General features: G+C 64.0%; 23 protein-coding genes. 10 read left to right on the forward strand and 13 right to left on the reverse strand.

Translation table 11 applies throughout. The annotated features are described in order from the left end of the window. Positions 1-68: 68 nt before the first annotated feature. Complete coding sequence (locus tag LMJ30_RS19150; protein ID WP_229434504.1) at positions 69-941, reverse strand: DUF72 domain-containing protein; 873 nt, start codon at positions 939-941, stop codon at positions 69-71. Positions 942-1,013: 72 nt separating this feature from the next. Further along, a complete protein-coding gene (locus LMJ30_RS19155) occupies positions 1,014-2,915 on the reverse strand; it encodes a CocE/NonD family hydrolase (protein ID WP_229434158.1) in 1,902 nt (633 codons plus the stop codon). Positions 2,916-3,026: 111 nt separating this feature from the next. Between LMJ30_RS19155 and LMJ30_RS19160 the strand changes: the two genes are divergently transcribed. From LMJ30_RS19160 to LMJ30_RS19170, 3 genes are read left to right on the forward strand one after another with little or no spacing between them, the layout of a single operon-like run. After that, the gene (locus LMJ30_RS19160) at positions 3,027-3,698 is read left to right on the forward strand and encodes a glutathione S-transferase (RefSeq protein WP_229434505.1); all 672 of its coding nucleotides are present in this window, start codon (positions 3,027-3,029) and stop codon (positions 3,696-3,698) included. Positions 3,699-3,703: 5 nt separating this feature from the next. After that, positions 3,704-4,480, forward strand: coding sequence for a 5'-3' exonuclease (locus LMJ30_RS19165; protein WP_229434160.1), 777 nt, complete (start codon positions 3,704-3,706; stop codon positions 4,478-4,480). An 18-nt stretch (positions 4,481-4,498) separates the two neighbouring features. Continuing rightward, entirely contained in the window at positions 4,499-4,891 is a 393-nt protein-coding gene (locus LMJ30_RS19170; RefSeq protein ID WP_229434162.1) for a response regulator, read from the forward strand. Positions 4,892-4,975: 84 nt separating this feature from the next. Here the strand turns inward: LMJ30_RS19170 and LMJ30_RS19175 are convergent, their stop codons facing one another. The 3 genes from LMJ30_RS19175 to LMJ30_RS19185 all read right to left on the reverse strand — a co-directional run bounded on the left by LMJ30_RS19175 (position 4,976) and on the right by LMJ30_RS19185 (position 7,207). Further along, the gene (locus LMJ30_RS19175; RefSeq protein WP_229434164.1) at positions 4,976-5,497 is read right to left on the reverse strand and encodes a hypothetical protein; all 522 of its coding nucleotides are present in this window, start codon (positions 5,495-5,497) and stop codon (positions 4,976-4,978) included. Between the two features lie 104 nt (positions 5,498-5,601). Beyond that, on the reverse strand, positions 5,602-6,702 hold the full coding sequence (gene mnmA, locus LMJ30_RS19180) for a tRNA 2-thiouridine(34) synthase MnmA (RefSeq protein WP_229434166.1): 1,101 nt from the start codon (positions 6,700-6,702) through the stop codon (positions 5,602-5,604). A gap of 1 nt (position 6,703) precedes the next feature. Further along, on the reverse strand, positions 6,704-7,207 hold the full coding sequence (locus tag LMJ30_RS19185) for an NUDIX hydrolase (protein ID WP_229434168.1): 504 nt from the start codon (positions 7,205-7,207) through the stop codon (positions 6,704-6,706). Positions 7,208-7,453: 246 nt separating this feature from the next. On the opposite strand from LMJ30_RS19185, the gene LMJ30_RS19190 reads away from it, so the two are divergent. From LMJ30_RS19190 to LMJ30_RS19200, 3 genes are read left to right on the forward strand one after another with little or no spacing between them, the layout of a single operon-like run. Further along, on the forward strand, positions 7,454-8,566 hold the full coding sequence (locus LMJ30_RS19190) for a Re/Si-specific NAD(P)(+) transhydrogenase subunit alpha (protein ID WP_229434174.1): 1,113 nt from the start codon (positions 7,454-7,456) through the stop codon (positions 8,564-8,566). Between the two features lie 17 nt (positions 8,567-8,583). Next, positions 8,584-8,898, forward strand: a complete 315-nt coding sequence (locus LMJ30_RS19195; protein ID WP_229434175.1) for an NAD(P) transhydrogenase subunit alpha part 2 — start codon at positions 8,584-8,586, stop codon at positions 8,896-8,898. After that, positions 8,895-10,349: an NAD(P)(+) transhydrogenase (Re/Si-specific) subunit beta gene (locus LMJ30_RS19200; protein ID WP_229434176.1), complete on the forward strand. Its 1,455-nt coding sequence runs from the start codon at positions 8,895-8,897 to the stop codon at positions 10,347-10,349. Before LMJ30_RS19195 ends, LMJ30_RS19200 begins: the two co-directional genes overlap by 4 nt. Before the next feature lie 42 nt (positions 10,350-10,391). Here LMJ30_RS19200 and LMJ30_RS19205 read toward each other — a convergent pair whose 3' ends face one another. Genes LMJ30_RS19205 through LMJ30_RS19225 form a run of 5 tightly spaced genes read right to left on the reverse strand, consistent with a single transcriptional unit; the run spans position 10,392 to position 15,578 of the window. Further along, entirely contained in the window at positions 10,392-11,258 is an 867-nt protein-coding gene (locus LMJ30_RS19205; protein WP_229434177.1) for a sensor domain-containing diguanylate cyclase, read from the reverse strand. 49 nt (positions 11,259-11,307) lie between these two features. Beyond that, positions 11,308-12,462, reverse strand: a complete 1,155-nt coding sequence (locus LMJ30_RS19210; RefSeq protein WP_371873067.1) for an FAD-dependent monooxygenase — start codon at positions 12,460-12,462, stop codon at positions 11,308-11,310. Further along, positions 12,462-13,793: a Xaa-Pro aminopeptidase gene (gene pepP, locus LMJ30_RS19215; protein WP_267869731.1), complete on the reverse strand. Its 1,332-nt coding sequence runs from the start codon at positions 13,791-13,793 to the stop codon at positions 12,462-12,464. The genes LMJ30_RS19210 and pepP overlap by 1 nt, the downstream gene beginning before the upstream one ends. Next, positions 13,790-14,509 carry an N-acetylmuramate alpha-1-phosphate uridylyltransferase MurU gene (gene murU / locus LMJ30_RS19220; RefSeq protein WP_229434180.1) on the reverse strand — a complete coding sequence of 240 codons (720 nt, stop codon included), beginning with the start codon at positions 14,507-14,509 and terminating at the stop codon, positions 13,790-13,792. Before murU ends, pepP begins: the two co-directional genes overlap by 4 nt. A gap of 13 nt (positions 14,510-14,522) precedes the next feature. Further along, positions 14,523-15,578 (reverse strand): aminoglycoside phosphotransferase family protein, encoded by a 1,056-nt coding sequence (locus LMJ30_RS19225; RefSeq protein ID WP_229434181.1) that lies wholly within the window; start codon positions 15,576-15,578, stop codon positions 14,523-14,525. Between the two features lie 98 nt (positions 15,579-15,676). Here LMJ30_RS19225 and LMJ30_RS19230 point away from each other — a divergent pair, with 98 nt between their 5' ends. From LMJ30_RS19230 to rsmA, 4 genes are all read left to right on the forward strand, one after another. Further along, positions 15,677-17,899, forward strand: coding sequence for an LPS-assembly protein LptD (locus LMJ30_RS19230; RefSeq protein WP_229434182.1), 2,223 nt, complete (start codon positions 15,677-15,679; stop codon positions 17,897-17,899). 65 nt (positions 17,900-17,964) lie between these two features. Next, the gene (locus tag LMJ30_RS19235) at positions 17,965-19,320 is read left to right on the forward strand and encodes a peptidylprolyl isomerase (protein ID WP_229434183.1); all 1,356 of its coding nucleotides are present in this window, start codon (positions 17,965-17,967) and stop codon (positions 19,318-19,320) included. A 2-nt stretch (positions 19,321-19,322) separates the two neighbouring features. Next, on the forward strand, positions 19,323-20,414 hold the full coding sequence (gene pdxA, locus LMJ30_RS19240; RefSeq protein ID WP_229434184.1) for a 4-hydroxythreonine-4-phosphate dehydrogenase PdxA: 1,092 nt from the start codon (positions 19,323-19,325) through the stop codon (positions 20,412-20,414). Positions 20,415-20,428: 14 nt separating this feature from the next. Beyond that, positions 20,429-21,208 carry a 16S rRNA (adenine(1518)-N(6)/adenine(1519)-N(6))-dimethyltransferase RsmA gene (gene rsmA, locus LMJ30_RS19245; protein ID WP_229434185.1) on the forward strand — a complete coding sequence of 260 codons (780 nt, stop codon included), beginning with the start codon at positions 20,429-20,431 and terminating at the stop codon, positions 21,206-21,208. Between the two features lie 118 nt (positions 21,209-21,326). Here rsmA and LMJ30_RS19250 read toward each other — a convergent pair whose 3' ends face one another. The 3 genes from LMJ30_RS19250 to LMJ30_RS19260 all read right to left on the reverse strand — a co-directional run bounded on the left by LMJ30_RS19250 (position 21,327) and on the right by LMJ30_RS19260 (position 25,081). Continuing rightward, positions 21,327-23,576, reverse strand: a complete 2,250-nt coding sequence (locus tag LMJ30_RS19250; RefSeq protein ID WP_229434186.1) for a PhoX family protein — start codon at positions 23,574-23,576, stop codon at positions 21,327-21,329. Between the two features lie 271 nt (positions 23,577-23,847). Continuing rightward, complete coding sequence (locus LMJ30_RS19255) at positions 23,848-24,444, reverse strand: hypothetical protein (protein WP_229434187.1); 597 nt, start codon at positions 24,442-24,444, stop codon at positions 23,848-23,850. Between the two features lie 28 nt (positions 24,445-24,472). Then, positions 24,473-25,081 carry a hypothetical protein gene (locus tag LMJ30_RS19260; protein ID WP_229434188.1) on the reverse strand — a complete coding sequence of 203 codons (609 nt, stop codon included), beginning with the start codon at positions 25,079-25,081 and terminating at the stop codon, positions 24,473-24,475. Positions 25,082-25,131: the final 50 nt, after the last annotated feature.

Here is a 25,131-nt window from a genome sequence, read left to right on the forward strand (position 1 = left end):
TTCCCGCGAAGGCGGGAACCCAAGCCCGGCGTAAGCATCATGGGTCCCCGCCTGCGCGGGGACGACCTTTATGCTAAACCCAGCTTCTCGATCAACCGGCGCGCGTCGAAGGGTGCGCGCACCTTGATGTCATTGTCAAAGTAGCAGAAGATGTCGCGGCTCTTGCGTGCCGGCGGCGCTTTCGACGACACCAGGTGGGCGTCGCCCGGCTGCGAACCGCCAGACCACGCCTGTATCCGCGCCGCCCACCGGTCCAGTGCTTGATCCGTGTATCCACTGGCATACAGTTCCTTGTCGCCGTGCAGGCGCAGGTACATGAAGTCGGCCGTCACGTCTTCAATGTAGGGCCACTTGCCGGCGGTGTCGGCAACCACCACTGCCACCTTGTACTTGCGCAGCAGCGCGATGAAGGCATCGTCCATGAAGCTCTCATGCCGGATCTCGACCGCATGGCGCAGCTTGCGTTTCTTGTCGACGTCGAGGGCCACCTTGCCTTCCATGCGCGGCTCGTAATGGCGCGCCATTTCCAGCCCGGCCTCGCTGTCATGCGGCAGGATGCTGAGGAAGTGCTCCATCCGTTCGGGATCGAATTTGAAATTCGGCGGGAACTGCCAGAGGAAGGGCCCGAGCTTTTCGCGCAGGTTGAACACGCCCGACGCCAGCACGTTGGCAACCGGACCATCGATGTCCTTCAGGCGCAGGATATGGGTAATGAAGCGGTTGCCCTTGACGCTGAACATAAAGCCGGGCGGCGTCGCCGCGTACCAGGCTGCGTAGCTATCGGGGCGCTGCAGCGAATAGAAGGAACCGTTGATCTCGATGGTGGGCAGCGCGCGCGATGCAAATTCAAGCTCGCGGTGCTGCACGAGATCTTCCGGATAGAAGACCCCGCGCCACGGCTCATATCGCCAGCCAGAAATTCCGATGCGGATCGCGCCCATGGCTGACAGCATAATTGCCCCGGATGGGGGGCTCCGTTCGCTGGCGAACCAACCGCATCGGAACGTATGGGCTCAGTAGACCGGCAGCTCGACGGCGCTTTCCATCCCTGGCGCATGGTAGATGCGCTGGGTGGCCTTGCGGTAGTCGCCCGGCTGGGCGAAGAAAATGTTCGGCACGAAGGTCTGCGGATTGCGCTCGTACAGCGGGAACCAGCTCGACTGGATCTGCACCATCACGCGGTGGCCCGGCAGGAAAACGTGGTCCGCATTCGGCAGCTCGAAGCGGTAGCGCTCGACCTTGTTCGGCGTGATCGCCAGCGGCTTGTCGAAGCCCTGGCGGTAGCGGCCACGGAAGATGTCCATCGAGATGCCCAGCTGGTAGCCGCCCATCTCGGGCTGCGCCGATACCTCGTCCGGGTACACGTCGATCAGCTTCACCACCCAGTCGGCGTCGCTGCCGGTGGTCGACGCGAACAGGTTGACCATCGGGGCGCCTGCGATCTTCAATGGCGCGGTCAAAGGCTCCGACACGTAGGTCAGCACGTCCGGACGATCCGAGAATGAGCGCTGGTCGCTGACCAGCCACGGCTTCCACACCGCGGCGTCATGCATGCGCACCGGGCGCGGCACGAACGGCACCGGCTTGGCCGGGTCGGACACGTATTCGTCGAACTGCGCGCCGCCAGCCGGCTTGCCGTGGCCCAGCGCCAAGCCAGCCTTCAGGTACATTGGCTGCATCTTCTCCGACAGCGGCCACTTGTCCAGCTTTTGCCAGTGGTCGGAGCCGGTGCGGTAGGACAGCACCGGGGCCGTGGCGGCCTTCGGCGCCCCGTCGCGCAGGTGCTGGTCGAAGAAAGGCTGCATCACGTCGCGGCGGAACTGCGCCGCGGTGTCGCCGTTGAACTTCAGCGGCCCCAGGGTCGAGCCCTGGTAATTGACGCCGCTGTGGCGCCACGGCCCCACCACCAGGTGGTTCATGTCGTTGTTCTTGTCCATGCGCTCAGTGGCGGCATAGGCGGCGTAAGGACCGTAGATGTCCTCCTGGTCCCAGCGTCCCACCACGTGCATGGTCGGCACCTTGAGCGGGCGCGCGGCAAGGATGCGGTCTACAGCCTGCTCCTGCCAGAAGCTGTCATACGCCGGATGTTCGAAGATCTTTTTCGTGAATGTCAGCTGGTCGATGCCAAAGCGCCTGGCGTAATCGGATGTGGAGCCGGCGCGCAGCGCGAACTCGTAGTCGTCGTACACGCCGGTCGCCAGCGACGGGCCGTTGCCGCGCGCGCTCGTCTGGTTGGCGAAGTAATTCAGCATCGGCAGGCGGAAAGCGCCATTGTGGAACCAGTCGTCGCCGCGCCAGCCGTCAACCATCGCGCTCATTGGCACCGCCGCCTTCAGGGCAGGGTGCGGATCGGCGATCGCCATCAGCACCGTGAAGCCTTCGTACGACGAACCGACCATGCCGACCTTGCCGTTCGATTCCGGCACGTTCTTTACCAGCCAGTCGATCGTATCCCACGCATCGGTTGCGTGGTCCACGTCGGTCTTGTTCAGCGCGCCGCGCAGCGGACGGTTCATCACATAGTCGCCTTCCGACCCGTGCTTGCCGCGCACGTCCTGGAACACGCGGATGTAACCGCCCGCGATGAAGTTGTCATCGCCTTCGGGAAGCATCGACAGCATATTCGGGCTGATGTTTCGCTCAGCCCGCTTGGCCGCGTTGTAGGGCGTGCGGGTCAGCATCATCGGCGCGCCCTTCGCGTTCCGGGGGACCACGATCACCGTGTACAGTTTGACGCCGTCGCGCATCGGGACCATCACTACCTTCTTCACATAATCGGCGCCTGGAACAGGCACGTCGAAGCGCGCGGCGGAAATGTCGGGAGCCATCGCCGGGGTCTGGGCGGATGACGGGCCATGCAGCGCCGTGACAAGCATGGAAAGGGCGGATAACTGCAGGGCGATTCGGCGCGACATCGATAACTCCACTGATTAGATGCAGGCATACTACCGAAGCATCGAATGTCGCGCAATCTTGGTCTTACTGCCGTTACAATGCACGTATTTGCGAACATGGGGCAGCACAGCATGATCATCGTCCACCACCTGAACAACTCGCGCTCGCAGCGCATCCTGTGGCTGCTGGAAGAACTTGGTCTCACCTACGAGATCAAGAAGTACCAGCGCGACCCCAAGACCATGCTGGCGCCGCCTGAACTGCGCGCCATCCACCCGCTCGGCAAGTCGCCCGTGGTAAGCGATGGCGACATCGTGGTCGCCGAATCGGGCGCCATCATTGAGTACATGGTGGAGCGCCAGGGCGGCACGCAGCTGGTGCCGCCTGCCGGTACGGCCGACAAGCGTCGCTACACCTACTTCCTGCATTACGCTGAAGGCTCGGCAATGCCGCCGCTGCTGATGAAGCTCGTGTTCGACCGCATTGAAACCGCGCCAATGCCATTTTTTGTAAAGCCGGTTGCGCGCTCGATTGCGCAAAAAGTAAAGCGCAGCTTCATCCTGCCGCAGATCCAGCAAAACCTGGCTTTCCTTGAATCCGAGCTTGGCAAGAGCACCTGGTTTGCAGGCGAAGAATTTACCGCCGCCGACATCCAGCTCAGCTTCGTCATCGAAGCGGCGGCCTCGCGCGGCGGGCTGGATGCGAAGTACCCCAAGCTGAACGCCTACCTGGAGCGCATCCATGCGCGGCCTGCATACCAGCGGGCGCTCGAACGCGGCGGCCCGTTCACGATAGCGAAATAAGCGCGATGGGCAAGCTGTTAGCGATCGACGGGCTGAATATCGTCCGGCGCGTGTACGAAGCCAGTCCCGAGCCGGACTCGCGCGAAAAAGCTGACATCGCGCTGCGCCATGCGCTGTCGTCGTTCCGCAACCTGCTCCATGCGCACGAGCCGACGCACGTGCTGGCGGCATTCGATTTTGGGGGCAGCACCTGGCGCCATGCGCTGTACCCCCGCTACCGTGAGAACCGCGCGCCGATGCCCTCATGCCTGCGCGAAGCGCTTCCAAGCTTCCACGACAAGCTCGCGCAGGCGGGACTGCACGTGCTGATGCTGCCCGAGGTCGAGGCTGACGACGTGATCGGCACTGGCGTGCGGCGCTGGCTCGAAGAAGGGCGCGGCGATGCGATCATCGCCACCACCGACAAGGACCTGCACGGCCTGATCGCGAAAGGCGCGCTGGTGTGGGATCACTTCAAGGGCGAATGGCACGACGACGCATGGGTGCGCAACAAATTCGGCGTCGCGCCAGAACTGCTGGTAGACCTGCTGGCGCTGATGGGCGATGTGACCGACGGCGTGCCCGGCGTGTCGAAGGTTGGCATGAAAACGGCGGCCAAGCTGCTCAACGCCTACGGCAATCTCGATGCGGTGATGGCCGGGGCGGGAATACTCAAGACGCCAATCGGCGAGCGGCTGCGCGCCGAGCGCGAAATCCTGTACCTGTCGCGCCAGCTGGTGCAGCTCAAGACCGACGTGCGGCTGGGTGTAAGCTGGAAGATGCTGGCATACCAAACATTCTAAAAACAAGGACAAGAACAGATGTTGAAGGCAGTTCTGGTGGATTCAAACGCCATTTCACGCGGCTTGCTCAATACCGTGCTCACCGACGGCAGCTACGACGTTGTCGGGCACACGCACACCAGCGCGCAGGGCTACGCGCTGCTGCAGAAGCACCACCCGCATATTTTTTGCATCGCGCTCGAGCAGATGGAGGACGGGAACAACATCGTCGAGCAGATCAGGGAGACGATGCCCAAGACGCTGATCTTCCTGGTGTCGGGAGCGCTCGATGCGCCAACCGTGCAGTCGGCCCTGGCGCGCGGAGTTCACGGTTTTATCGTCAAGCCATTCAAGGCCGACGCCGTGCTGAAGACGATCAGGAATACCGTGATCGCTGTCGTCAAAAAGAACAGTCCAGCGAACCGGGCGTAGGGCGGATAAGCGCTTGCGCGCATCCGCCGTGCTTGCGTCAACGAGGCTTAGGCGGATGCGCGCGAGCGCTTACCCGCCCTACGGTCAGTAGTGCTTGATGGGCGAGCGGACGAGCCGCCACACAAAACCGGCCAGCAAGTGAACAAGGCGCGAAAATGACGCGATCACCAGCGCGATGATCGTCGGCAGCACCGCGCCAAAGGTGAACGTCATCCCGAGCACGAAGCCCAGCACATACTCGGCGCGATAGGTCGGCACAATGACCGAGATCGCAAACAGTGCCAGGAATATGTAAGTCAGCGCCGCGTGTTGCAGTGTGAAGGCCAGGGCGAGCATTGCGCCATAGGCGAGCGCGCTGAGGAAGCCCGCCAGTACGGGGCCGCGTTTTGACACCCGGCGGCCAATCCGCCCGGTCAGGAACCATGTGAGTGCGGGAATGACGAGCACACCCCACCAGTTCGAGATTGCCGGCATGTCGGCGCGGTTAAGCAGGTGATGCGCCACGACCCCTCCGTTGACGTGTTCCCACGCGAGGTGGGCGAGCTCGAAAATCAGTGCGGCAGCGGTGAGTACGACACGGGTACGATGGGTGGGAACTGCATTCATTGGCAATATCCTTGATGGTCGCCCCAGTCAGGCGCCCGCCGAGTATATTGGCATATTTACATCGTGTAAACATGCATACGTTGGGACGCCATCCGCCCCAAGCGTCAGATGCGCGAGCTGTCGATAATCCCGCCACCAAGGCAAACATCACCGTCATACAGCACGGCCGACTGGCCCGGCGTCACGGCCCATTGCGGGTCGGTGAAGTCGAGCGTGAACCGGTCCATGCCCTGCGGCGTTACGTGGCACGCCACGTCCGCCTGTCGATAGCGCGTCTTGGCCGACAGCGCGCGCGCCATCGGAGGCTCGCCCGCGATCCAGCTGGCCTGGCCGGCTTCCAGCGACGCCGACAGCAGCCACGGGTGGTCATGCCCCTGCACGATCCACAAGGTGTTGGTCTCGACGTCCTTGCGCGCGACGAACCACGGCTCGCTGGTGCCGTCGTCGTTCTTGTACTTCTTCATGCCGCCCACGCCGATGCCCTTGCGCTGGCCCAGCGTGTAGAACGACAGCCCGACATGCTCGCCCACCACGGTGCCGTCGTCGGTCTTCATCGGCCCCGGCTTGTACGACAGGTAGCGATTGAGGAAGTCGCGGAAAGGGCGCTCGCCGATAAAGCAGATGCCGGTCGAGTCCTTCTTCGCCGCATTGGGCAGCGCCAGCCGTTCCGCGATCTTGCGCACTTCGGTCTTCGGGATTTCACCGAGCGGGAACAGGGTCTTCGACAACTGCGCCTGGTTCAGGCGGTGCAGGAAGTAGCTCTGGTCCTTGGTCGCGTCGACGGCCTTCAGCAGTTCGAATTTGCCGGCGTTCTCGCGCACGCGCGCGTAATGCCCGGTCGCGATCAGGTCAGCGCCCAGGTGCATCGCGTGGTCGAGGAAAGCCTTGAACTTGATTTCGGCGTTACACAGCACGTCCGGGTTCGGCGTGCGGCCGGCCTGGTACTCGCGCAGGAACTCGGCGAACACGCGGTCCTTGTATTCGGCGGCGAAGTTGACGGCTTCGATGTCGACGCCGACCACGTCGGCCACGCTGGCCGCGTCGATCCAGTCCTGGCGCGACGAGCAGAATTCGGAGTCGTCGTCGTCTTCCCAGTTTTTCATGAACAGGCCGATGACTTCATAGCCCTGTTCCTTCAACATCCACGCCGCGACCGAGGAGTCGACTCCTCCCGACATACCGATCACGACTTTTTTCTTGCTCATTTCAGGTCACATCCGTTTTTAGTGAAAGCCCGCCCTCGAATACCGAGGAGTGGGTATGCAGCAGGTCCAGCGCGGTGCGCTTGCCGGCCAGGTAGTCGTCGACGCAGGTGAGCACGATCGGGCTGCGGTGGCGTTCGGGGCAGGCGGCGATTTCGTCGCGCGTCATCCACATCGTGCGCAGGATGCCGTGGTCGAGCGGCTGGTCGTATTCCTTGCCCGCCACGCCGCAGAAGGTGAAGCGCAGGTAGGTGACGTCGGTGCCGCGCCGCTTCGAGGTGTAGCGCGACATGTACATGCCGACCAGCGCGTGCGGGATGAACTCGTGCGCCGTCTCTTCCATCACTTCGCGGATCACCGCTTGTTCAAGCGTCTCGTACGGGTCGAGGTGACCGGCGGGCTGGTTGAGACGCACGCCTTCACTGGTCTCTTCTTCAATCAGCAAAAAACGGCCGTCGCGCTCGATGATCGCGGCGACGGTAACTGACGGTCTCCAGGTGTGTGGCATGTGCGCCCCTCAAAATTGAAGCCGACATTCTACCTTGGCCCCGCATCAGTTGCTCACGCGCACGCGTGTTATGCGATTTGCATGGGATGGAGGGTTGATCTGATACAAGATTTGGCGAGATTCCGCTGGCTGTGGAACACGTGCGGCATGAAAATCGCGGATTGCCCTTTGATTAAGGTTGCGGCATTTTGTATTAACAATTTCCGTGTACTATCTTATCAATCAAATCATTTCACGGAGGCATTTATGAGGATAGGCATCCCCGCCGAAACGCGGGCGGGCGAAACCCGGGTCGCCGCAACTCCCGAGATAGTCAAGAAGCTCGCGGCAAAGCACCAGGTCGTCGTGCAGGCCGGCGCGGGCGTAGCCGCCTCCGTCGTCGACGAAGCGTACGTAGCGGCGGGCGCCACCATCGGCAGCGCGGCAGACGCCTTCGGCTGCGACGTGGTGCTCAAGGTGCGCGCGCCCGATGCCGGCGAACGCGCGCTGATGAAGCAGGGGGCCGTCCTGATCGGTATGCTCAATCCTTTCGATGCAGAGAACACTGCCGCCATGGCCGCATCCGGCCTGACCGCGTTCGCCCTCGAAGCCGTGCCGCGCATCACGCGGGCGCAGTCGATGGACGTTCTCTCCTCCCAAGCCAACATCGCGGGCTACAAGGCCGTGATGGTCGCAGCGAATACCTACCAGCGCTTCATGCCGATGCTGATGACAGCTGCGGGCACCGTGAAAGCGGCGCGCGTGCTGATCATGGGCGTGGGCGTCGCCGGCCTGCAGGCCATCGCCACCGCCAAGCGCCTGGGCGCCGTGATCGAAGCGTCGGATGTACGGCCGCCTGTAAAAGAGCAGGTCGAGTCGCTGGGCGCCAAGTTCATCGACGTGCCTTACCTGACCGACGAAGAAAAGGAAATCGCCCAGGGAGCCGGCGGCTACGCGCGCGCGATGCCGGCCGACTGGATGCGCCGCCAGGCCGAACTGGTGCACGAGCGCGCCAAGCTGGCCGACATCATCATCACCACCGCCCTGATTCCGGGCCGTCCGGCGCCTGTGCTCATCTCCGAAGACACCGTCAAGGCGATGAAGCCAGGCTCGGTGATCGTCGACCTGGCTGTCGAACAGGGCGGCAACTGCCCGCTGTCGGAGCTGAACAAGACGGTGGTCAAGCATGGCGTATCGATCGTCGGCGAGCCTAACCTGGCCACGCTGGTGGCGGCCGACGCGTCGGCGCTCTACGCGCGCAACGTGCTCGACTTCCTCAAGCTGGTCATCGACAAGGACGAAAATTTAGTGATCGACCGCGAGGACGAGATCCTGAAAGCGACGCTGGTGTGTGCCGGCGGCGACGTGCTGCGTAAATAACAAGGACAGGACTTCACATGGAAATCAGCCACACCATCATCAACCTGATCATCTTCGTGCTGGCCATTTATGTCGGCTACCACGTCGTCTGGACCGTCACCCCGGCGCTGCATACGCCGCTGATGGCAGTCACCAACGCGATCTCCGCGATCATCATCGTCGGCGCCATGCTGGCCGCCGCGCTCACCGAGGGCCTGCTTGGGCAGGTGGCCGGCACGGTCGCGGTGGCGCTGGCCGCCGTCAATGTGTTCGGCGGCTTCCTCGTCACCCAGCGCATGCTCGAGATGTTCAAGAAAAAAGAGCCGAAAGCTAAAGCGGGAGACCAGGCATGAACTTCATCAGCATGAATCTGGTGACGCTGCTGTACCTGGTGGCGTCGGTCTGCTTCATCCAGGCGCTCAAGGGCCTGTCCTCGCCATCCACGGCGCGCGCCGGCAACGCCTTCGGCATGACCGGCATGGCGATTGCCACCGTCACCACCGTGGCGCTGATCCTCAAACTAAAAGCCGAAATGGCCACCGGGACGATGGGCTACGGCCTTGTCATCCTCGGCCTGGTGGTCGGCGGCGGCATCGGCGCGTTCGCAGCCAAGAAGGTCGAGATGACCAAGATGCCTGAACTGGTCGCGGCAATGCACTCGCTGATCGGCCTGGCCGCAGTCTGCATCGCGGTCGCGGTGGTGTCGGAGCCATGGGTATTCCAGATCACCGAGCGCGGCGTCGCACTGCCATTCGGTAACCGCCTCGAACTGTTCATCGGTACGTTTGTGGGCGCAGTCACCTTCTCCGGATCGGTGATCGCCTTCGGCAAGCTGTCGGGCAAGTACAAATTCCGCCTGTTCCAGGGCGCGCCGGTCAGCTTCCCCGGCCAGCACATGGTCAACCTCGGCATCGCCATCGCGATCGTGGTGCTGGGACTGATGTTCTGCTTCTCCGAAGGCGCCGAACCGGCATGGACGCCGTTCGTCATCATGGCCATCCTGTCGTTCATCCTGGGCGTGCTGATCATCATCCCGATTGGCGGCGCGGATATGCCGGTGGTGGTGTCGATGCTCAACAGCTACTCGGGCTGGGCCGCCGCAGGCATCGGCTTCTCGCTCAATAACTCGATGCTGATCATCGCAGGCTCGCTCGTCGGGTCAAGCGGTGCGATCCTGTCGTACATCATGTGCAAGGCGATGAACCGGTCGTTCTTCAATGTGATTTTGGGCGGCTTCGGCGGCGAGGCCGCAGCGGCAGGCGGCGCGGCGCAGGAACAGCGCCCGGTCAAATCCGGCTCGGCCGACGATGCGGCCTTCATCATGAGCAATGCCGAATCCGTCATCATCGTCCCGGGCTACGGCCTGGCGGTGGCGCGGGCGCAGCATGCGCTCAAGGAGCTGGTTGAAAAACTGACCCACCAGGGCGTCAACGTGAAGTACGCGATCCACCCGGTTGCTGGCCGCATGCCTGGCCACATGAACGTGCTGCTGGCCGAAGCCGAGGTGCCGTATGACCAGGTGTTCGAGATGGAGGACATCAATGGCGAATTCGGGCAGACCGACGTGGTGCTGGTGCTGGGCGCGAACGACGTCGTGAACCCGGCGGCCAAGGACCCCAAGTCGCCGATTGCCGGCATGCCGATCCTCGAGGCGTACAAGGCCAAGAGCATCATCGTCAACAAGCGCTCGATGGCGTCCGGCTATGCGGGCCTCGACAACGACCTGTTCTACCAGCCGAACACGATGATGGTGTTTGGCGACGCGAAGAAGGTGCTGGAGTCGATGGTGAAGGCCGTCGAGTAAGCAAACGTTCGGCGGATGCGCTTCGCTTATCCGCCCATTCCTTCATGCTGCCTCGACGCGGTTGCGCCCGCCGTTCTTGGCGGTGTACAGCGCGCTGTCGGCACTGGCCAGCGCGTCATCCAGTTCGCTTCCGGGCGTCATGGTGGCAAGCCCAATACTGATGGTCGCGGGCATTTCCGCGCCGTCGGCCGGAATCGGACTTGCGGCAACCGCCTCGCGAATGCGCTGTGCGATGCCGATCGCGGTCTCGGGCGGCGTCTCCGGGAACAGCAGGCCGAACTCCTCCCCGCCGATACGCGCCACAAAATCGGTCGCCCGCGCGGCGTCGACGATCCGCGAGGCGACCGTACGCAGCACGATATCCCCCACCGGGTGCCCATGCTCGTCGTTGATGTTCTTGAAGTGGTCGATATCGGCGATGCCGACGGCGACTGGTTTCCCGGTGCGCCGTGACCGCGCCATCATCTGCGCTGCTTCCGCTTCGAACGCGCGCCGGTTCGCGATCCCGGTCAGCACATCGGTCATCGCTTCCTGTTCAAGCCGCGCCAGCAGCGCCTCGTTTTGTTCCTCCATGCGCCGGCGCGGACGCAGGTCTTCCAGGAAGGCGCCGAAGTAGCGCAATCCATCATGCTCGCCCAGGTCGAGCGCCTTCATTTCGACCGGGATGGCTGTGCCGCTCTTATGCCGTATTGCATACTCGCGCACATAATCGGTGTGGTAAGGGGCGGTGGCGCCGGGCAGCAGCGCCTCCAGCGGCTGGCCCATCAACTCCGACTCGGTACAGCCGCACAGCGTCTGCAGCGACTGGTTGGCGTAACGGATGCGGCAGTGCTCATCGATGATGAGCACTGCGTCGAGCGACTCTTCAATGAGGGCCGACATCAGTGATGTGGGCAGGGCGTTGGACATGGCGTCGGCGAGGTGGAATAGTCTTGCTATTTTCCCACCGCCGCAAGAATCAGGGCGCGCGATGCCCGAACATCATGGTCTCGGCCAGCAGGGTGCGCGCTGGCTTGACGGTGTCAAGCACGCCCAGGGCAAGGCCGAGCAGCCCCTGCGAGGCGCCGCCGCTGGCAAACACACGCGCCATCGTGTCGGTGAGCCCGACCACCAGGCCGCGGTCGCGCCGGCGCTCGGCGGCAAACTGCACCAGTGCGCCAGGGGTCGCTTCGCGTGCGAGCAGGCGCGCCAGCACGGCCGCGTCGCGCAGGCCCAGGTTCAGGCCCTGGCCGGCCACCGGATGCAGCGTCTGGGCGGCATTGCCGATAGCGACAGTGCGCGCGGTGGCAGGTGCGTCCGCATTGAGCCCCAGCGGATACGCCACGCGCCGGGTCGCGCCGGCAAAGCGGCCAAGCCGGGTGCCGAATGCCTGGCCAAGCTGGGACAAGAATTCGGTATCGTCGAGCGCCATCAGCACTTGCGCGCGTTCCGGGCGCACGCACCACACCAGCGCGTACTGCTGGCCGTCGGATCCATCCTGCGGCAGCAGGGCGAGCGGCCCTTCCTCGGTGAAGCGTTCGTAGGCGCGGTGGGCAACGGGGGCATTGGTGCTGACGCGGGCAATCACGGCAGTCTGGCCATAGTCGCGCACGCGCGCACGCGCTTCCTGCGCGCCGAACACGCCGCCTTCGGCCTGCACCGCGAGCGCGGCGCCAACTTCGCGTCCGTCCTCCAGCTGCAGCACCACGCCATCATCGTTTTCCGCCATGCCGGCCACGCGCGCAGGGCGCGTGACGTGGATGCCGAGGCTATCGCACACCGAGGCCAGCACGCCAACCACGTCGCCGTAGCGGGCCACGTAGCCCAGCGCGGGCACCTTGTGGTCGCCGCGGTCGATCATGCTGCGGCCTAAGTGGCCGCGGCGCGACACATGGATTTCATGGATCGGCGTCGATTGCACCGGCCATGCGCCAACAGCTTCGAGTAGCTGGCGGCTGCCGTACGACAGCGCGATCGAGCGCGGATCGGCCAGCGACAGCGCCAGCGGTTTGGCGTCGAGCAGCCCGATTTTCTGCGGGTCCATTCCGCGCCTGGCCAGCAATGCCGCCAGCGCCATGCCGACCGGGCCGGCGCCGCAGATCGCGATGTCAAGCTTGTTGTCTGTTACTTCCATCATCCGTGTTGCATCGCCTTCTCGATATCGGCGACCAGCTTCGGCGCCGTGCCGCTGAGGATATGATGGCCACCTGGCGTGACCACGACGTCGTCCTCGATGCGGATGCCGATGTTCCAGAACTGTTCGGGAACGCCAGGCGCGGGACGCACGTAGATGCCCGGCTCCACGGTCAGCGCCATCCCCGGCTGCAGGATGCGCGACGGCCGGTCTTCCAGCGTGACGTTGCGGTAGGCGCCGGCGTCGTGCACGTCGAGCCCGAGCCAGTGTCCGGTGCCGTGCATGTAGAACTGCGCGAAGGCGCGCTGGGCGATCACGTCGTCGACGTTGCCGAAGCTGGACTTGTCGAGCAGGCCGAAGTCGAGCATGCCCTGCGCGAGCACCTTCAGTGCGGCGTCGTGGATGGCGCTGTAGCGCCGGCCGGGAACGATGGCGGCCAGTGCGGCCGCCTGCGCCGCCAGCACCAGTTCGTACAGCTGCTTTTGCGGCTCGCTAAAGCGCCCGTTCACCGGCCAGGTGCGGGTGATGTCCGACGCGTAGCTATCCAGTTCGCAGCCTGCGTCGATCAGCACCAGGTCGCCGTCGCGCATCTGCGCATTGTTCGCGTTGTAGTGCAGTACGCAGGCATGCGCGCCCGACGCCACTATCGACGGGTACGCGGGCGATTGCGCGCCGCTGCGGCGGAACTCGTGCAGCAGCTCGGCTTCGATTTCATACTCGAACATGCCAGGACGGGTGGCGCGCATCGCGCGTTCATGCGCACGGCCCGAAATATCGGCGGCGCGCTGCATCAGCGCCTGTTCGTGATCATCCTTAAATAGACGCATCTCATCGAGCAGCGCCAGGAGGTCGTGCACGCTGGCAGGGGCGGTGACGCCGCTTCGGGACTGGCTGCGCACCTTGTCCATCCAGCCTTTGATGCGCGCGTCGAATGCGGCGCTGTGCGCCAGCGGGCAGTAGAGGGCAGGGGCATTGGCCAGCAGCTTTGGCAACTCGCTGTCGATGTCGTCGATGGCAAAGGCTTCGTCGAAACCGAAGGCTTCGCGCGCAGCTTCCGGGCCATGGCGGAAGCCATCCCAAATTTCGCGCTCGGCGTTTTTCTGGCGGCAGAACAGGATCGAACGCGCCGGCCTGGCGCCTTGCGCGGCCACCAGCACCACCACGCTCTCCGGCTCGGCAAAGCCGGTCAGGTAATAGAAATAGCTGTCGTGGCGGTACGGGTAGTCGCTGTCGGCATTGCGCTGCACTTCAGGCGCGGTGGCGAGGATTGCAACTGCGCCTGCGGGCATCTGCCCGCATAGCCGTTCCCGCCGTGCCGCATGGTGTTTCAAGCGCTTGCCTTTTTTGCGAGTGGCGCGTTGAGCTCTTCGAGCTGGCCGATGGTGCCGACGTTGACCCACTCGCCCTTGTACACTTCGCCGCCGACCAGGCCGCGGTCGGCGTAATCGCGCATCAGCGTACCCAGGCGCGCTTTCTCGCCCGGCTTGATGTCGGCGAACATCTCGGGACGGTAGACGCCGATGTTCGCAAAGTTCCACTTCGGCGTGCCTTCGTTCGCCACCGAATACATGGTGAGCGCGAAGTCGCCTTCCGGGTTGTGCCACGGGTTCGGAGTCAGGTACAGCCAGCAGGCGTCGCGTTGGTCAACCGGGTAGGGATTGCCCAGCGCGTCCTTCTCCGCCAGCACGTCCTTGACCTGCTCGAAGTCGAAGTAAGGGCAGTAGATATCGCCCGACACCGCCACGAAGGGCTCGTCGCCCAGCAGGTGCAGCGCGTTGGCGATGCCGCCGGCCGTTTCAAGCGCGGTTTCCTCGCGCGAGTAGGCGATGCGCGCGCCGTACTTGCTGCCGTCGCCCAGTTCTTCCTCGATCATGTGGCCGAGGTGGGCGTGGTTGATGACGATCTCGGTGATCCCGGCGCGCACCAGGTTCAGCACGTGCCACGTGATGAGCGGGCGGCCGCGCACTTTCAGCAGCGGCTTGGGGCAGGTGTCCGTCAGCGGACGCATACGCTCGCCGCGCCCGGCGGCAAAAATCATGGCTTTCATCGATGCCTTGCTGTCAGAAGGTGTAGCCGACCTGCGGCGCCTTGTCCTCGAACGTGTCGAGCAGGCGCACCAGCGGTTTGAGCACAGTGTAGCGGTTGGCCGTCTTGCGCACGTAGTCGGTCACGGTTGGCAAATCGCCCATGTAGATCGATTTGCCATCGCGGTAATTCAGGCGGCAGAAGATGCCGAGGATTTTCAGGTGGCGCTGCAGGGCCATGAACTCGAAGTCGCGGTAGAACGCGTCGATGTCCGGGTTGACCGGCAGTCCCACCTGCTTGGCGCGCTGCCAGTAGCGCACCACCCAGTCCAGCACCACTTCCTCATCCCACTGGATGTAGGCGTCGCGCAGCAGCGAACCGAGGTCGTAGGTGACCGGGCCGAACACGGCGTCCTGGAAGTCCAGCACGCCAGGGTTGCCCTGGTCGAGGAACATCAGGTTACGCGAATGGAAATCGCGGTGCATGAACACCTGCGGCTGCGCCAGCACGTTGGCGATGATCGCTTCGAACACGCCATTCAGCTGTTTGCTTTGCTCGGGTGTCATCTCGATGCCGAGGTGCTTGCCGACGAACCATTCAGGGAACAGGTTCAGTTCGCGCTCGACGAAGGCGCGGTCGTAATTTGGCAGCACGTCCGGCTTGCTGTGCAGCTGGAACTGGACCAGCGCGTCGACCGCGTCCGAATACATGAACGGCGCGTTGTCGATATCGAGGCGCTGCAGGTAAGTGGTGGTGCCGAGGTCCGACAGCAGCAGGAAACCGTTAGGGACGTCCTGCGCCACGATGGCCGGCACGGTGACGCCGGCTTCCAGCAGCAGGCCTTGCACATGGATAAACGCCGGCACGTTCTCGCGCTCGGGCGGGGCGTCCATGGCGATGAGGGTGTTGCCAAGTTTCTCACGTAGTTCCGGCACAACATCCAAGCGGAAATAACGGCGGAAGCTGGCGTCGGACGAGGCAGGGCGCTTGGTCTCGACCTGCACCAGGTTAAGCGTGCCCAGCCATGCGGAAAGCTGTTCCAGGCGGGCGTCTGGCTTGGGTGCGGGGGTATTTGATGACATTAAAGACATGAAGCAGGCCTGTGGAATCCGGTTGAGTGACACAATCCCATATAATAAGGGATTAAACTCAAAAAAGCGCCTGTCATGGTGTTTGAACGCATCTTTTCATGAGCTGGTTTTTGGCTCCCCCACCCTCGCAACGTTGGGTATTCGCCCTGACAGCGATCGTCACCGCCACCGCGGTGCCGGCGCACGCCCAGACCGCCGCTTCGCCATCGAACACCGAAGACCCCAACGCACCGGTGACGGTGCAGGCCGAGGAGATCACCGGCCGTCCCGACCGAGAGATCAACCTGAACCGCAATGTCGAACTGACACGCGGCCAGATGCGCCTGACATCGGACACCGCCTGCTACCTGCAGGTGGAAGACGAAGTATCGGCGCGCGGCAATGTATTCATGCAGCGCTTCGGCGACCGCTACACTGGCGACGAATTGAAGCTGAACCTCAGTTCGGGCAAGGGCTATGTGCTCAACCCGACCTACAAGCTCCAGATGAACAACGCCCAGGGCGGCGCCGACCGGCTCGACTTCATCAGCCAGGACGAGGCGGTCGTCACCAACGCCACCTACAGCACCTGCGAAGGCCTGAACCCGGACTGGTACCTGAAGGCCAACACGCTGCGCCTCGATGCGGGCCGCGATGTCGGCGTCGCCAGCGGCACCGTGGTCTACTTCAAGGATGTGCCCATCCTCGGCACGCCGGCGCTGTCGTTCTCGCTGTCGGGCGCGCGCCGCTCCGGCTGGCTGCCGCCAAGCGTGGGCTTCGGCTCCAAGGGCGCCGCCGAAGTGATGGTGCCTTACTACTTCAACATCGCGCCCAACCGCGACCTGACGCTGTACCCGCGCCTGATGCTTGACCGCGGCCTGCAGATGGGCGCCACCGGCCGCTACATCGGCGAAACCGGGGCCGGCTGGTACGGCGGCGAGACCCACCTGGAATTCCTGCTCAACGACAAGGAAACCAAGACCGACCGCTGGCTGGTCAATTCGAACCACTCGCAGGCGCTGGCCAAGGGCCTGTCGTTCGGCTGGAACATCCGCGCCGCGTCCGACGATGAATATCCGAGCGACTTTTCGCAGTCGATTTCGACCAGCGCCGAGCGCCAGCTGCTGCGCGAGATCCGCACCGATTACGTCAGCCAGTACTGGAGCCTGACGGCGCGCGCGCAGAACTACCAGATCCTGCAGGACCCGGCCGCGGCCACCGATCCAAGCCTCACCGTGATCCGCCCGTACGACCGCCTGCCGCAGGTTAACTTCCACGCCGGCCGCTATGACGTCGGCGGTTTCGACTGGGCGCTCGACGCCGAACTGGTGCGCTTCTCGCACCCTGATTTCCAGACCGGTAACCGCGCCGTGGCGATCCCGCAGGTCAGCTACCCGTTCATCCGCCCGGGCTACTTCGTCACGCCCAAGCTGATCGTCCACAGCAGCAAATACGATGTCGATACGGTCGGCGGCGCTTCGCGCACGCTCACCCGCACGCTGCCGACCTTCTCGCTGGACAGTGGCCTGATCTACGAGCGCGATACCACGCTGTTCGGAAAGAACATCACGCAAACGCTGGAGCCGCGCCTGTTCTACGTGTACACGCCGTACAAGGACCAGAGCATGTTCCCGCTGTTCGATACGGCGGAGGCAGGCTTTAATTTCGCCCAGATCTTCAGCGAGAACCGCTTCATCGGATCGGACCGCGTGGCCGACGCCAACCAGGTGACGGCGGCGGTGACCTCGCGCTTCATCGAAGAAAACGGCGCCGAGCGCCTGCGACTGGCCCTCGGCCAGCGCTTCTACTTCCGCGACCAGCGCGTGCTGCTCAACCCGAGCCAGCCGCGCGACGACCGCCGCTCCGACCTGCTGGTGGCGGCGTCCGGGCGCATCGACGATAACTGGGGCTTCGACAGCGCAGTACAATACGACTACAGCGCGAAGCAGACCTTCAGTTCGAACTACGGCGTGCAGTGGCGCCCGGGCGACAAGAAGGTGATCAACGCGGAGTACCGCTACCTGCGCGACACCTTCAAGAACATCGACCTGTCGTCGCAATGGCCGCTGTCGATGCGCTGGTATGGCGTTGGCCGGGTAAGTTATTCTGTCAGGGATCACAAGATCCTTGAGAGCCTGCTCGGTCTCGAGTATCGTGCCGACTGCTGGGTGTTCCGGATGGGCGCGCAGCGCTTCGTGACCACCTTGCGCAATACCTCGACGCCGATCTTCTTCCAGCTTGAGCTGAACGGCCTGTCGAAGCTCGGCTTCGGTAATCCGCTCGAATCGTTCTACAAGAGTATTCCCGGCTATTCGAGGCTGAACCCTGGCTACGGCCGCTAAGCAGCACAATCGATTTTTTCATTCACCTGAACATGAGTGCTTCCCAGATTATGCGTAAAGTCAGTATGCACCAACTCAAGATCGCAGCTGTCCTGCTGTGCGCCCTGTCCGCCGGCCAGGTAGCCGCCCAGGCCACCGCGCCTGCAGCCAAACCATCGTCGGGCTTTTTGCCGCCGGCGTCGAGCTCGGCTAACGTGATCGATTCGATCGCGGTGGTGGTCAACGACGAAGTCATCACGAGGAACGAAGTGGCCAAGCGGGTCGAGGCCGTGATACAGCGCATGCGCGCAGCAAACGCGCAGATTCCCGACCGCGCCGACCTGCAGCGCCAGGTGATCGAATCGATGATCGTCGAGCGCGCGCAGATCCAGCTGGCCAAGGAGATGGGCGTGCGCGTCGACGACGCCATGCTGGACCGCGCCATCGGCGGCATCGCCGAGCAGCAGAAGATGAACGTGCAGCAGCTGCGCGACGCCTTGGAAAAGGAAGGCACTACCTTCCCCGCATTCCGCGAAGAGATCCGCAGCGAGATGATGCTGCAGCGCCTGCGCCAGCACGAAGTCGACAACAAGATCCAGGTGTCCGACGCCGAAGTCGACACCTTCCTCGCGGCGCGCAAGGCCGCAGCGGCTGAACGCGTCGAGATGAACCTGGCGCAGATCCGTGTGCGCATTCCTGAAAACGCCTCGCCCGAGCAGATCGCCGCGCGCCGCGCACGCGCCGAAGAAATCGCGCGCCAGCTGCGCACCGGCGGCGACTTCGCCAAAATCGCCGCCACCTATTCCGACGCCGGCGACGCGCTCAAGGGCGGCGAGATCGGCTGGCTCGATTCGCAGCGCCTGCCGGAAGCGTTCGCCAAGGCCTTGACGCCGCTCAAGCCTGGCCAGGTCACCCCGATCATCAAGTCGGCGACCGCCTTCCACATCCTCAAGCTGATCGACAAGCGCACCCCGGCTGAAGCATCCGCCGAGGCGGTGGTGCAGCAGACGCGCGCGCGCCACATCCTGCTCAAGGTCACCCCGACCATGACGGCGGACGACGCCAAGCGCAAGCTGCTGGAACTGAAGGAGCGCCTCGACAACAAGGCCGCCAAGTTCGAGGAACTGGCGCGCCTGTTCTCCAACGACGGCTCGGCCAGCAAGGGCGGCGACCTCGGTTGGCTGTACCCGGGCGACACCGTGCCTGAATTCGAGAACGTCATGAACGACCTGAAACCGGGTGAAATCAGCGGCGTGGTCGAAACCCAGTATGGCTACCACCTGATCGAAGTCCTTGAGCGCAAGAGCGACGACAAGTCGAAGGAGCGCGAGCGCACTGCGGCGCGCCAGGCGATCCGCGAGCAGAAGCTGGCCGAAGCGACCGAGGACTGGGCGCGCCAGGTGCGCGACCGCGCCTACGTCGAGTTCCGCGACGAGCAGTAAGCATGAGCACCGTCCCGCATGAGCGCCAAGCTCCCGAGCCGCGGCGCCAGGCGGGCGTTGTAAGACCCACGCTCGCCGTCACTACCGGCGAGCCGGCCGGCATCGGCCCTGAAATCTCGATTCGCGCCGCGTGGGACATGCGGCACGAAGCCAACTGCGTGCTGATCGGCGACGCCGCCTTCCTGGCGCTGACCGCCAGCTACATCGACCCTTCCATCAAGCTGGCGGCGCTATCGGTGCAGGCGCTGCGCAACAGCGGCCTGCCGCAGTTCGGCGCCGACCGCATCGCCGTCATCGATGTGCCGGTCGAAGCGCATGTGGTGCCCGGCACCCTGGACGCCGCCAACGGCCGCGCCGTGCTGGCCACGCTCGACCTCGCGGTGGAAGGCGTGCTGGCCGGCTGGTTCGACGCCATCGTCACCGCGCCGCTGCAGAAATCGACCATCAACGACGCCGGCGTGGCGTTCTCCGGCCACACCGAATACCTCGCCGAAAAAACCGCGACCCGCAAAGTGGTGATGATGCTGGCCGGCGTGCCGGGCGAAGGCCAGCCGCCGCTGCGCGTGGCGCTGGCCACCACCCACCTGCCGCTGAAGGACGTGCCGGCTGCGATTACCGCGGACGGCCTGGCCCAGGTGCTCGACATCATCGACCGCGATTTAAAGACCAAGTTCGGGCTCGAGGCGCCGCGCATTTTGGTGACGGGGCTGAACCCGCACGCGGGCGAGGGCGGCTACCTGGGGCGCGAGGAGATCGACACGATCACGCCCGCCATCGAGGCCGCGCGCGGACGCGGCATCGACTGCAGCGGCCCGTACCCGGCCGACACCCTGTTCCAGCCGCGCTACCTGAAGGACGCCGACTGCGTGCTGGCGATGTACCACGACCAGGGCCTGCCGGTACTGAAGTACGCCACCTTCGGGCGCGGCGTCAACATCACGCTCGGCCTGCCGCTGGTGCGCACCTCGGTCGACCACGGCACCGCGCTCGACCTCGCGGCGCAAGGCCTCGGGCTGGCCGACTGCGGCAGCATGACCGAAGCGATCCGCACCGCGCTGCACATGGCCGGCGCACGGCGCGCGGCCAACCACTAAAACGAAAAGAAATCATGAAACACATCGCTCGCAAGCGCTTCGGCCAGAATTTTTTGACCGACAAATTCGTCCTCGACGCCATCATTGAAGCGATCAATCCCGAGCCGGGCCAGGCGATGGTTGAAATCGGGCCGGGCCTTGCCGCGATGACGGCGCTGATCCTCAAGCGCCTGCCCCACATGCATGTGGTGGAGCTGGACCGCGACCTGGTGGTGCGCCTCGAAAAGGCCTTCCCGCGCGAGAAGCTGACGATCCACTCGGGCGACGCGCTCAAGTTCGACTTTGGCCAGATCCCGGTGCCAGAAGGCCAGAAGCTGCGCGTGGTGGGCAACCTGCCGTATAACATCTCGAGCCCGCTGCTGTTCCACCTGGCGGAGTTCGCGCACCTGATCGAAGACCAGCACTTCATGCTGCAAAAGGAAGTGGTCGAGCGTATGGTGGCCGAGCCGGGCAGCAAGGTGTACGGGCGCTTGTCGGTGATGCTGCAGTGGCGTTACGACATGTCGCTGCTGTTCATCGTGCCGCCAACCGCGTTCGACCCGCCGCCGAAGGTGGATTCGGCGATCGTGCGCATGATTCCGACCAGGCGCAAGCTGGCTTGCGATGGCGCGACGCTGGAAGCGGTGGTCACCAAGGCGTTCTCGCAGCGCCGCAAGGTGATCCGCAATTGCGTGGCGGGGATGTTCACCGAGGCGCAGCTGGTGGAGGCGGGGATTGACCCCCAGACCAGGCCGGAGACGGTGAGCCTGGAGCAGTATGTGGCGCTGGCGAACTTGTTACGACCGCAGTCGTAGAATAACGTAGGGCGGAAGAGCGAAGCGTCATCCGCCGAACAAAGGCGTGCGTCAACATGGCGCATGCTTCTATTCGGCGGATGACGCGCTTCGCGCTTATCCGCCCTACGGTTGGCGCTTACGACCCGATCCTGCCGCCGTCGTTCTTGGTGATCACAATCGTTGCCGACCGCGGCCGCTTGCCCGCGCCGTAACCCGCGTTGCCAGGCCACTGGCTGGTGTACTTCGACGGGTCGGCCAGGTTGGCCTGCGACGTGTTCTCACCCGGATGCTGGATGTTGACGAACATCGTCTTGCCATCCGGCGTCTCCGCGATCCCCGTGATCTCCGACCCCACAGGGCCGACCAGGAAGCGCTTGAGCGTGTCCGGCGCGGCCTTCTTGCCCACGAAGGTATCGACCGCCAGCGTCGCGCCTGAGGCCTGTGCGTAGTTCAGCGTGACCTTGCCGCCATCGCCCACCTGCCCAGGTATCGCCGCCAGCATCATGCAGTTGGTGACATCGGTGTACGCGCCGTCGTCGGTCTGGATCCAGCAGATGCCGGTGTACGGGCTGAACGCCAGGCCGTCCGGGCTGGAGAAGTCCTGGTCGGCCGTCAGGTTCGACAGGTTGACCTTGCCCGCGTCGGCCGATGCTTCCGCGCCGAACAGGTACACATCCCAGGTGAACGAGGTCGCCTGCGCCGCGCCGGCGCCTTCCTTCAGGCGCAGGATGTGGCCATTTGGATTGCCGTTCTGCGCCGACGCGCCCTTCATGTCGGTGTAGGCGCGCGGGTTGGCGCTGTCAGGCGCCAGCTGCGACGAGCCGGACGGATTGACGGTGCGGTTGGAGTTGTTGGTCAGCGTGTAGTACACCTCGCCGTTCTTTGGATTGACCGAGCACCATTCCGGGCGGTCCATCTTGGTCGCGCCAACGGCGTCGGCCGCGAGGCGCGCATTCACCATGACGTCGCCCTGGTCAGCGAACTTGTACGCCGCGTACGCGGCGATGGCGGCATTGGCCAGCGACAGCTCGATCCACTGGCCGCTGCCGTCGGCATTGAGCTTCGCCACATACAGCTTGCCGTTGTCGAGGTATTTGTCGCCCGTGGCCAGGCGGTCGGCCGGCGCCGCGTCCTGCGCCGACCATGCCGCGGCCGACACCCATTTGTAGATGTATTCGTTGCGCGAGTCGTCGCCCATGTAGACGGCCAGCGGCTGGCCGGCCGCCGGCACCGAGAACGCCGCGCTTTCGTGGGCGAAGCGGCCCAGGCCGGTGCGCTTGCGCGCGGCCCTGCTCTTGTCGTACGGGTCGATCTCGACGATGTAGCCCATGCCGTTCATCTCGTTGCGGTAGTCGTCGCTGCCGTTGGCCGAGGCGCCCAGCTTGCTGTTGTTCCAGCGCGCGTACTTGTCGTCGCTGCCGCCGGTCTCCCAGCCGTGGCGCGACCTGGCGCCCTGGCTGCGGCCGTAGCGCTTGAGCGCGACCACGCTCTTGTCGTTGCCGCGCGCCGCGTCGTCGGCCGCGCCGCGCGCAAAGTAGCCCGACCAGTTTTCTTCGCCGGTCAGGAAGGTGCCCCATGGGGTCTTGCCGGTGCCGCAGTTATTCAGGGTGCCGCGGGTGCGCACGCCGGTCGGCGAATGTTTGGTCACCAACAGGGCGTTGCCGCGTGCGGGGCCGGACAGTTCCATGTCCGACAGCGCGGTCAGGCGGCGGTTGAACGACGACTCCTTGACGTACTGCCAGGCGCTGCCGCTTTTCTTCACTTCGACCACGGCCACGCCATGCAGCGCCACTTCCTTGTCGACTTCAGCGGCCGGACGCGGCAGCGTGGTGGTGCCGCCGGTCGGGTGCAGGAAGAACGAGGAGAGCTGCTCGTCGGTGGTTGCTTCGTGGTTAATCGCCAGCAGGCCGCGGTCCGAGCTGCTGGTCGACGGCGTTCCTGCCGCGGTCAGGCCGAAGAATTCCATGCCGTCGTGGTGGTCGCCCGCGCGCTGTTCGAAGTCGCTATCGGTGCCGTCGTTCCTGAACGCCGGGGTGGTGGCCGAAAGCGGGTCGCCCAGCGCATACAGCACGGTGGCGGTGTAACCGGCCGGCACCACGACGGTGTCCGCCAGGCTTTTCGATACGGCGCCAAAGGCCAGCAGTTTTTCCGGGGCGGGTGCCGGGCTGACCGGCGGGACCGGGTCGGGCGGGCCGTTGTCGCCACCGCAGGCCGACAGGCCGGTGGCGCCCAGCACGGCGGTCGCGGCCGAGGCAAAGCTTCCGCGCAGCAGGCTGCGGCGGCTCAGGCGGGCGTTAAGGATCGTGTTGAAGTGTTCGTTAGGCGAATCGTTGCAGTCGATATCGTCGGCGTCGACGTGGCACAACAGGTCATTCGGCTTGTTCATGCAGGGTCCTTGGCGTTGTTGGTTAATCAAGCCAATCGATTCTATCGGCCGAACATGACCGCCAAGTGACCGCTGTGTGACGAGCGCATGACTCTGGCACCCGCTTGCAGTTGCCGGAAAAAAAGAATAAAAAAAAGCCCGCTGTTTGAAGGCGGGCTTAAATCCAATTCTTTTCTGAGGAGAGTTGGAGGAGACAGGTGCAATTATGCTGCAGCACGGAATATAACGCTAATTTATCTTTCCAATACCCGTTATGCGCAAATTACATATCTCATCCTCCGATCGAGGTATTACAGGTGACCGCGATATTTTCTACGTTGGCGTCGCCCATCACGCCGATGCCGTTGCTGACAACGCAGGTCTGGCCGGTGGGCTGGGTCAATACCGTCACGCCATAGCTCTGGCCAAAGGCAACCTGCACGGGGAATGCAAAACCGGCCGCGCCTTTGACGATGCCGACAGTGCCGCCGGTGGTGCCGTTGGTCAGCACGAGGCCATCGGTGGTCAGGCCGGTGATCTTGCCGCCAAGCGAGAACGTATTGACGCGGCACCCGATCGGGACATTGATCGATGCCGTACGGCCCGCAGTGCCGGTGCTGAAGCGCGTGTCCGGTTCGCAGGTCTGGTGGGGCGGATTGGTCTTGACCTTGACATCGAAGGTGTCGCCGTATTCGAGCGAGCCAGGGAAGCTGAAGGTGGTGGCGCCGACCGCGATCGGCAGGTCAGTGCCGTTGTTGGTCAGGACCAGCCCAGGATATTCCTGGCCGAAGACAGTACCGTTGACACTGAAGGAGGCGCTGCCGCCGCACGCGCTCAGGCCCAGTGCCAGCGCAAGCGCCAGTGCAGGGCGCAGGGAAGATGATTTCATAGAATGCTCCAGTAGATAGTAGTAGCGCTTAGCCGCAGGTGACAACCACGTTGGTGACAGCCGAACTGCCCATCGTTCCGGTGCCGTTTGCAACGCTGCAGGTGCGGCCGGTCGGCTGCTGGAGGATCGTGATGCCGTACGGCTGGCCGTCAGGTACGCGGCCGCTGTCGTAGGTGACCTTGTCTTCCTTGAATTTGGTCATGGTGAAGCTGGTCGCGCCGGCAAGAATCTCCTGGCGCTGGCTGCCGTTGATCAGGATCAGGCCGTTCGCGTCGAGGCCGGTGATCGTGCCGCCGAGGTCATAGCTGGTCGTGGTGCAACGGATTTCCACCGAATACACGCTGTACGCGCCCGATTTGCCCTTGCCATTGACCACGTCGCATTTGGTGCTTGGAGGCAAGGTCTTGATGGTGACGTCGAAATCGTCGTCGCTGCCGATCAGTTCGGGGAAAACAAAGCTTGTCGCGCCAGCCGGGATCGCCAGGTCGGGGCCACCTTTATTCTGGACTACCAGGCCGGTCTTGAGCAGGCCGGTCACGCTGCCGCCAAGCTGCAGGTTGTCGTTGCCGCCGCCGCAAGCCGCCAGGCCCAATGCGCACGCCAGCGCAAGGCTGGAACGCAGGTACAAACTTTTCATAATTTCTCCAAAAACGAACAGGGTACGGGCGGGCTACGGGCCGGCGCCAT

Origin of the sequence: Massilia agrisoli (assembly GCF_020831365.1) — a bacterium.
GTDB lineage: Bacteria > Pseudomonadota > Gammaproteobacteria > Burkholderiales > Burkholderiaceae_D > Telluria_A > Telluria_A agrisoli.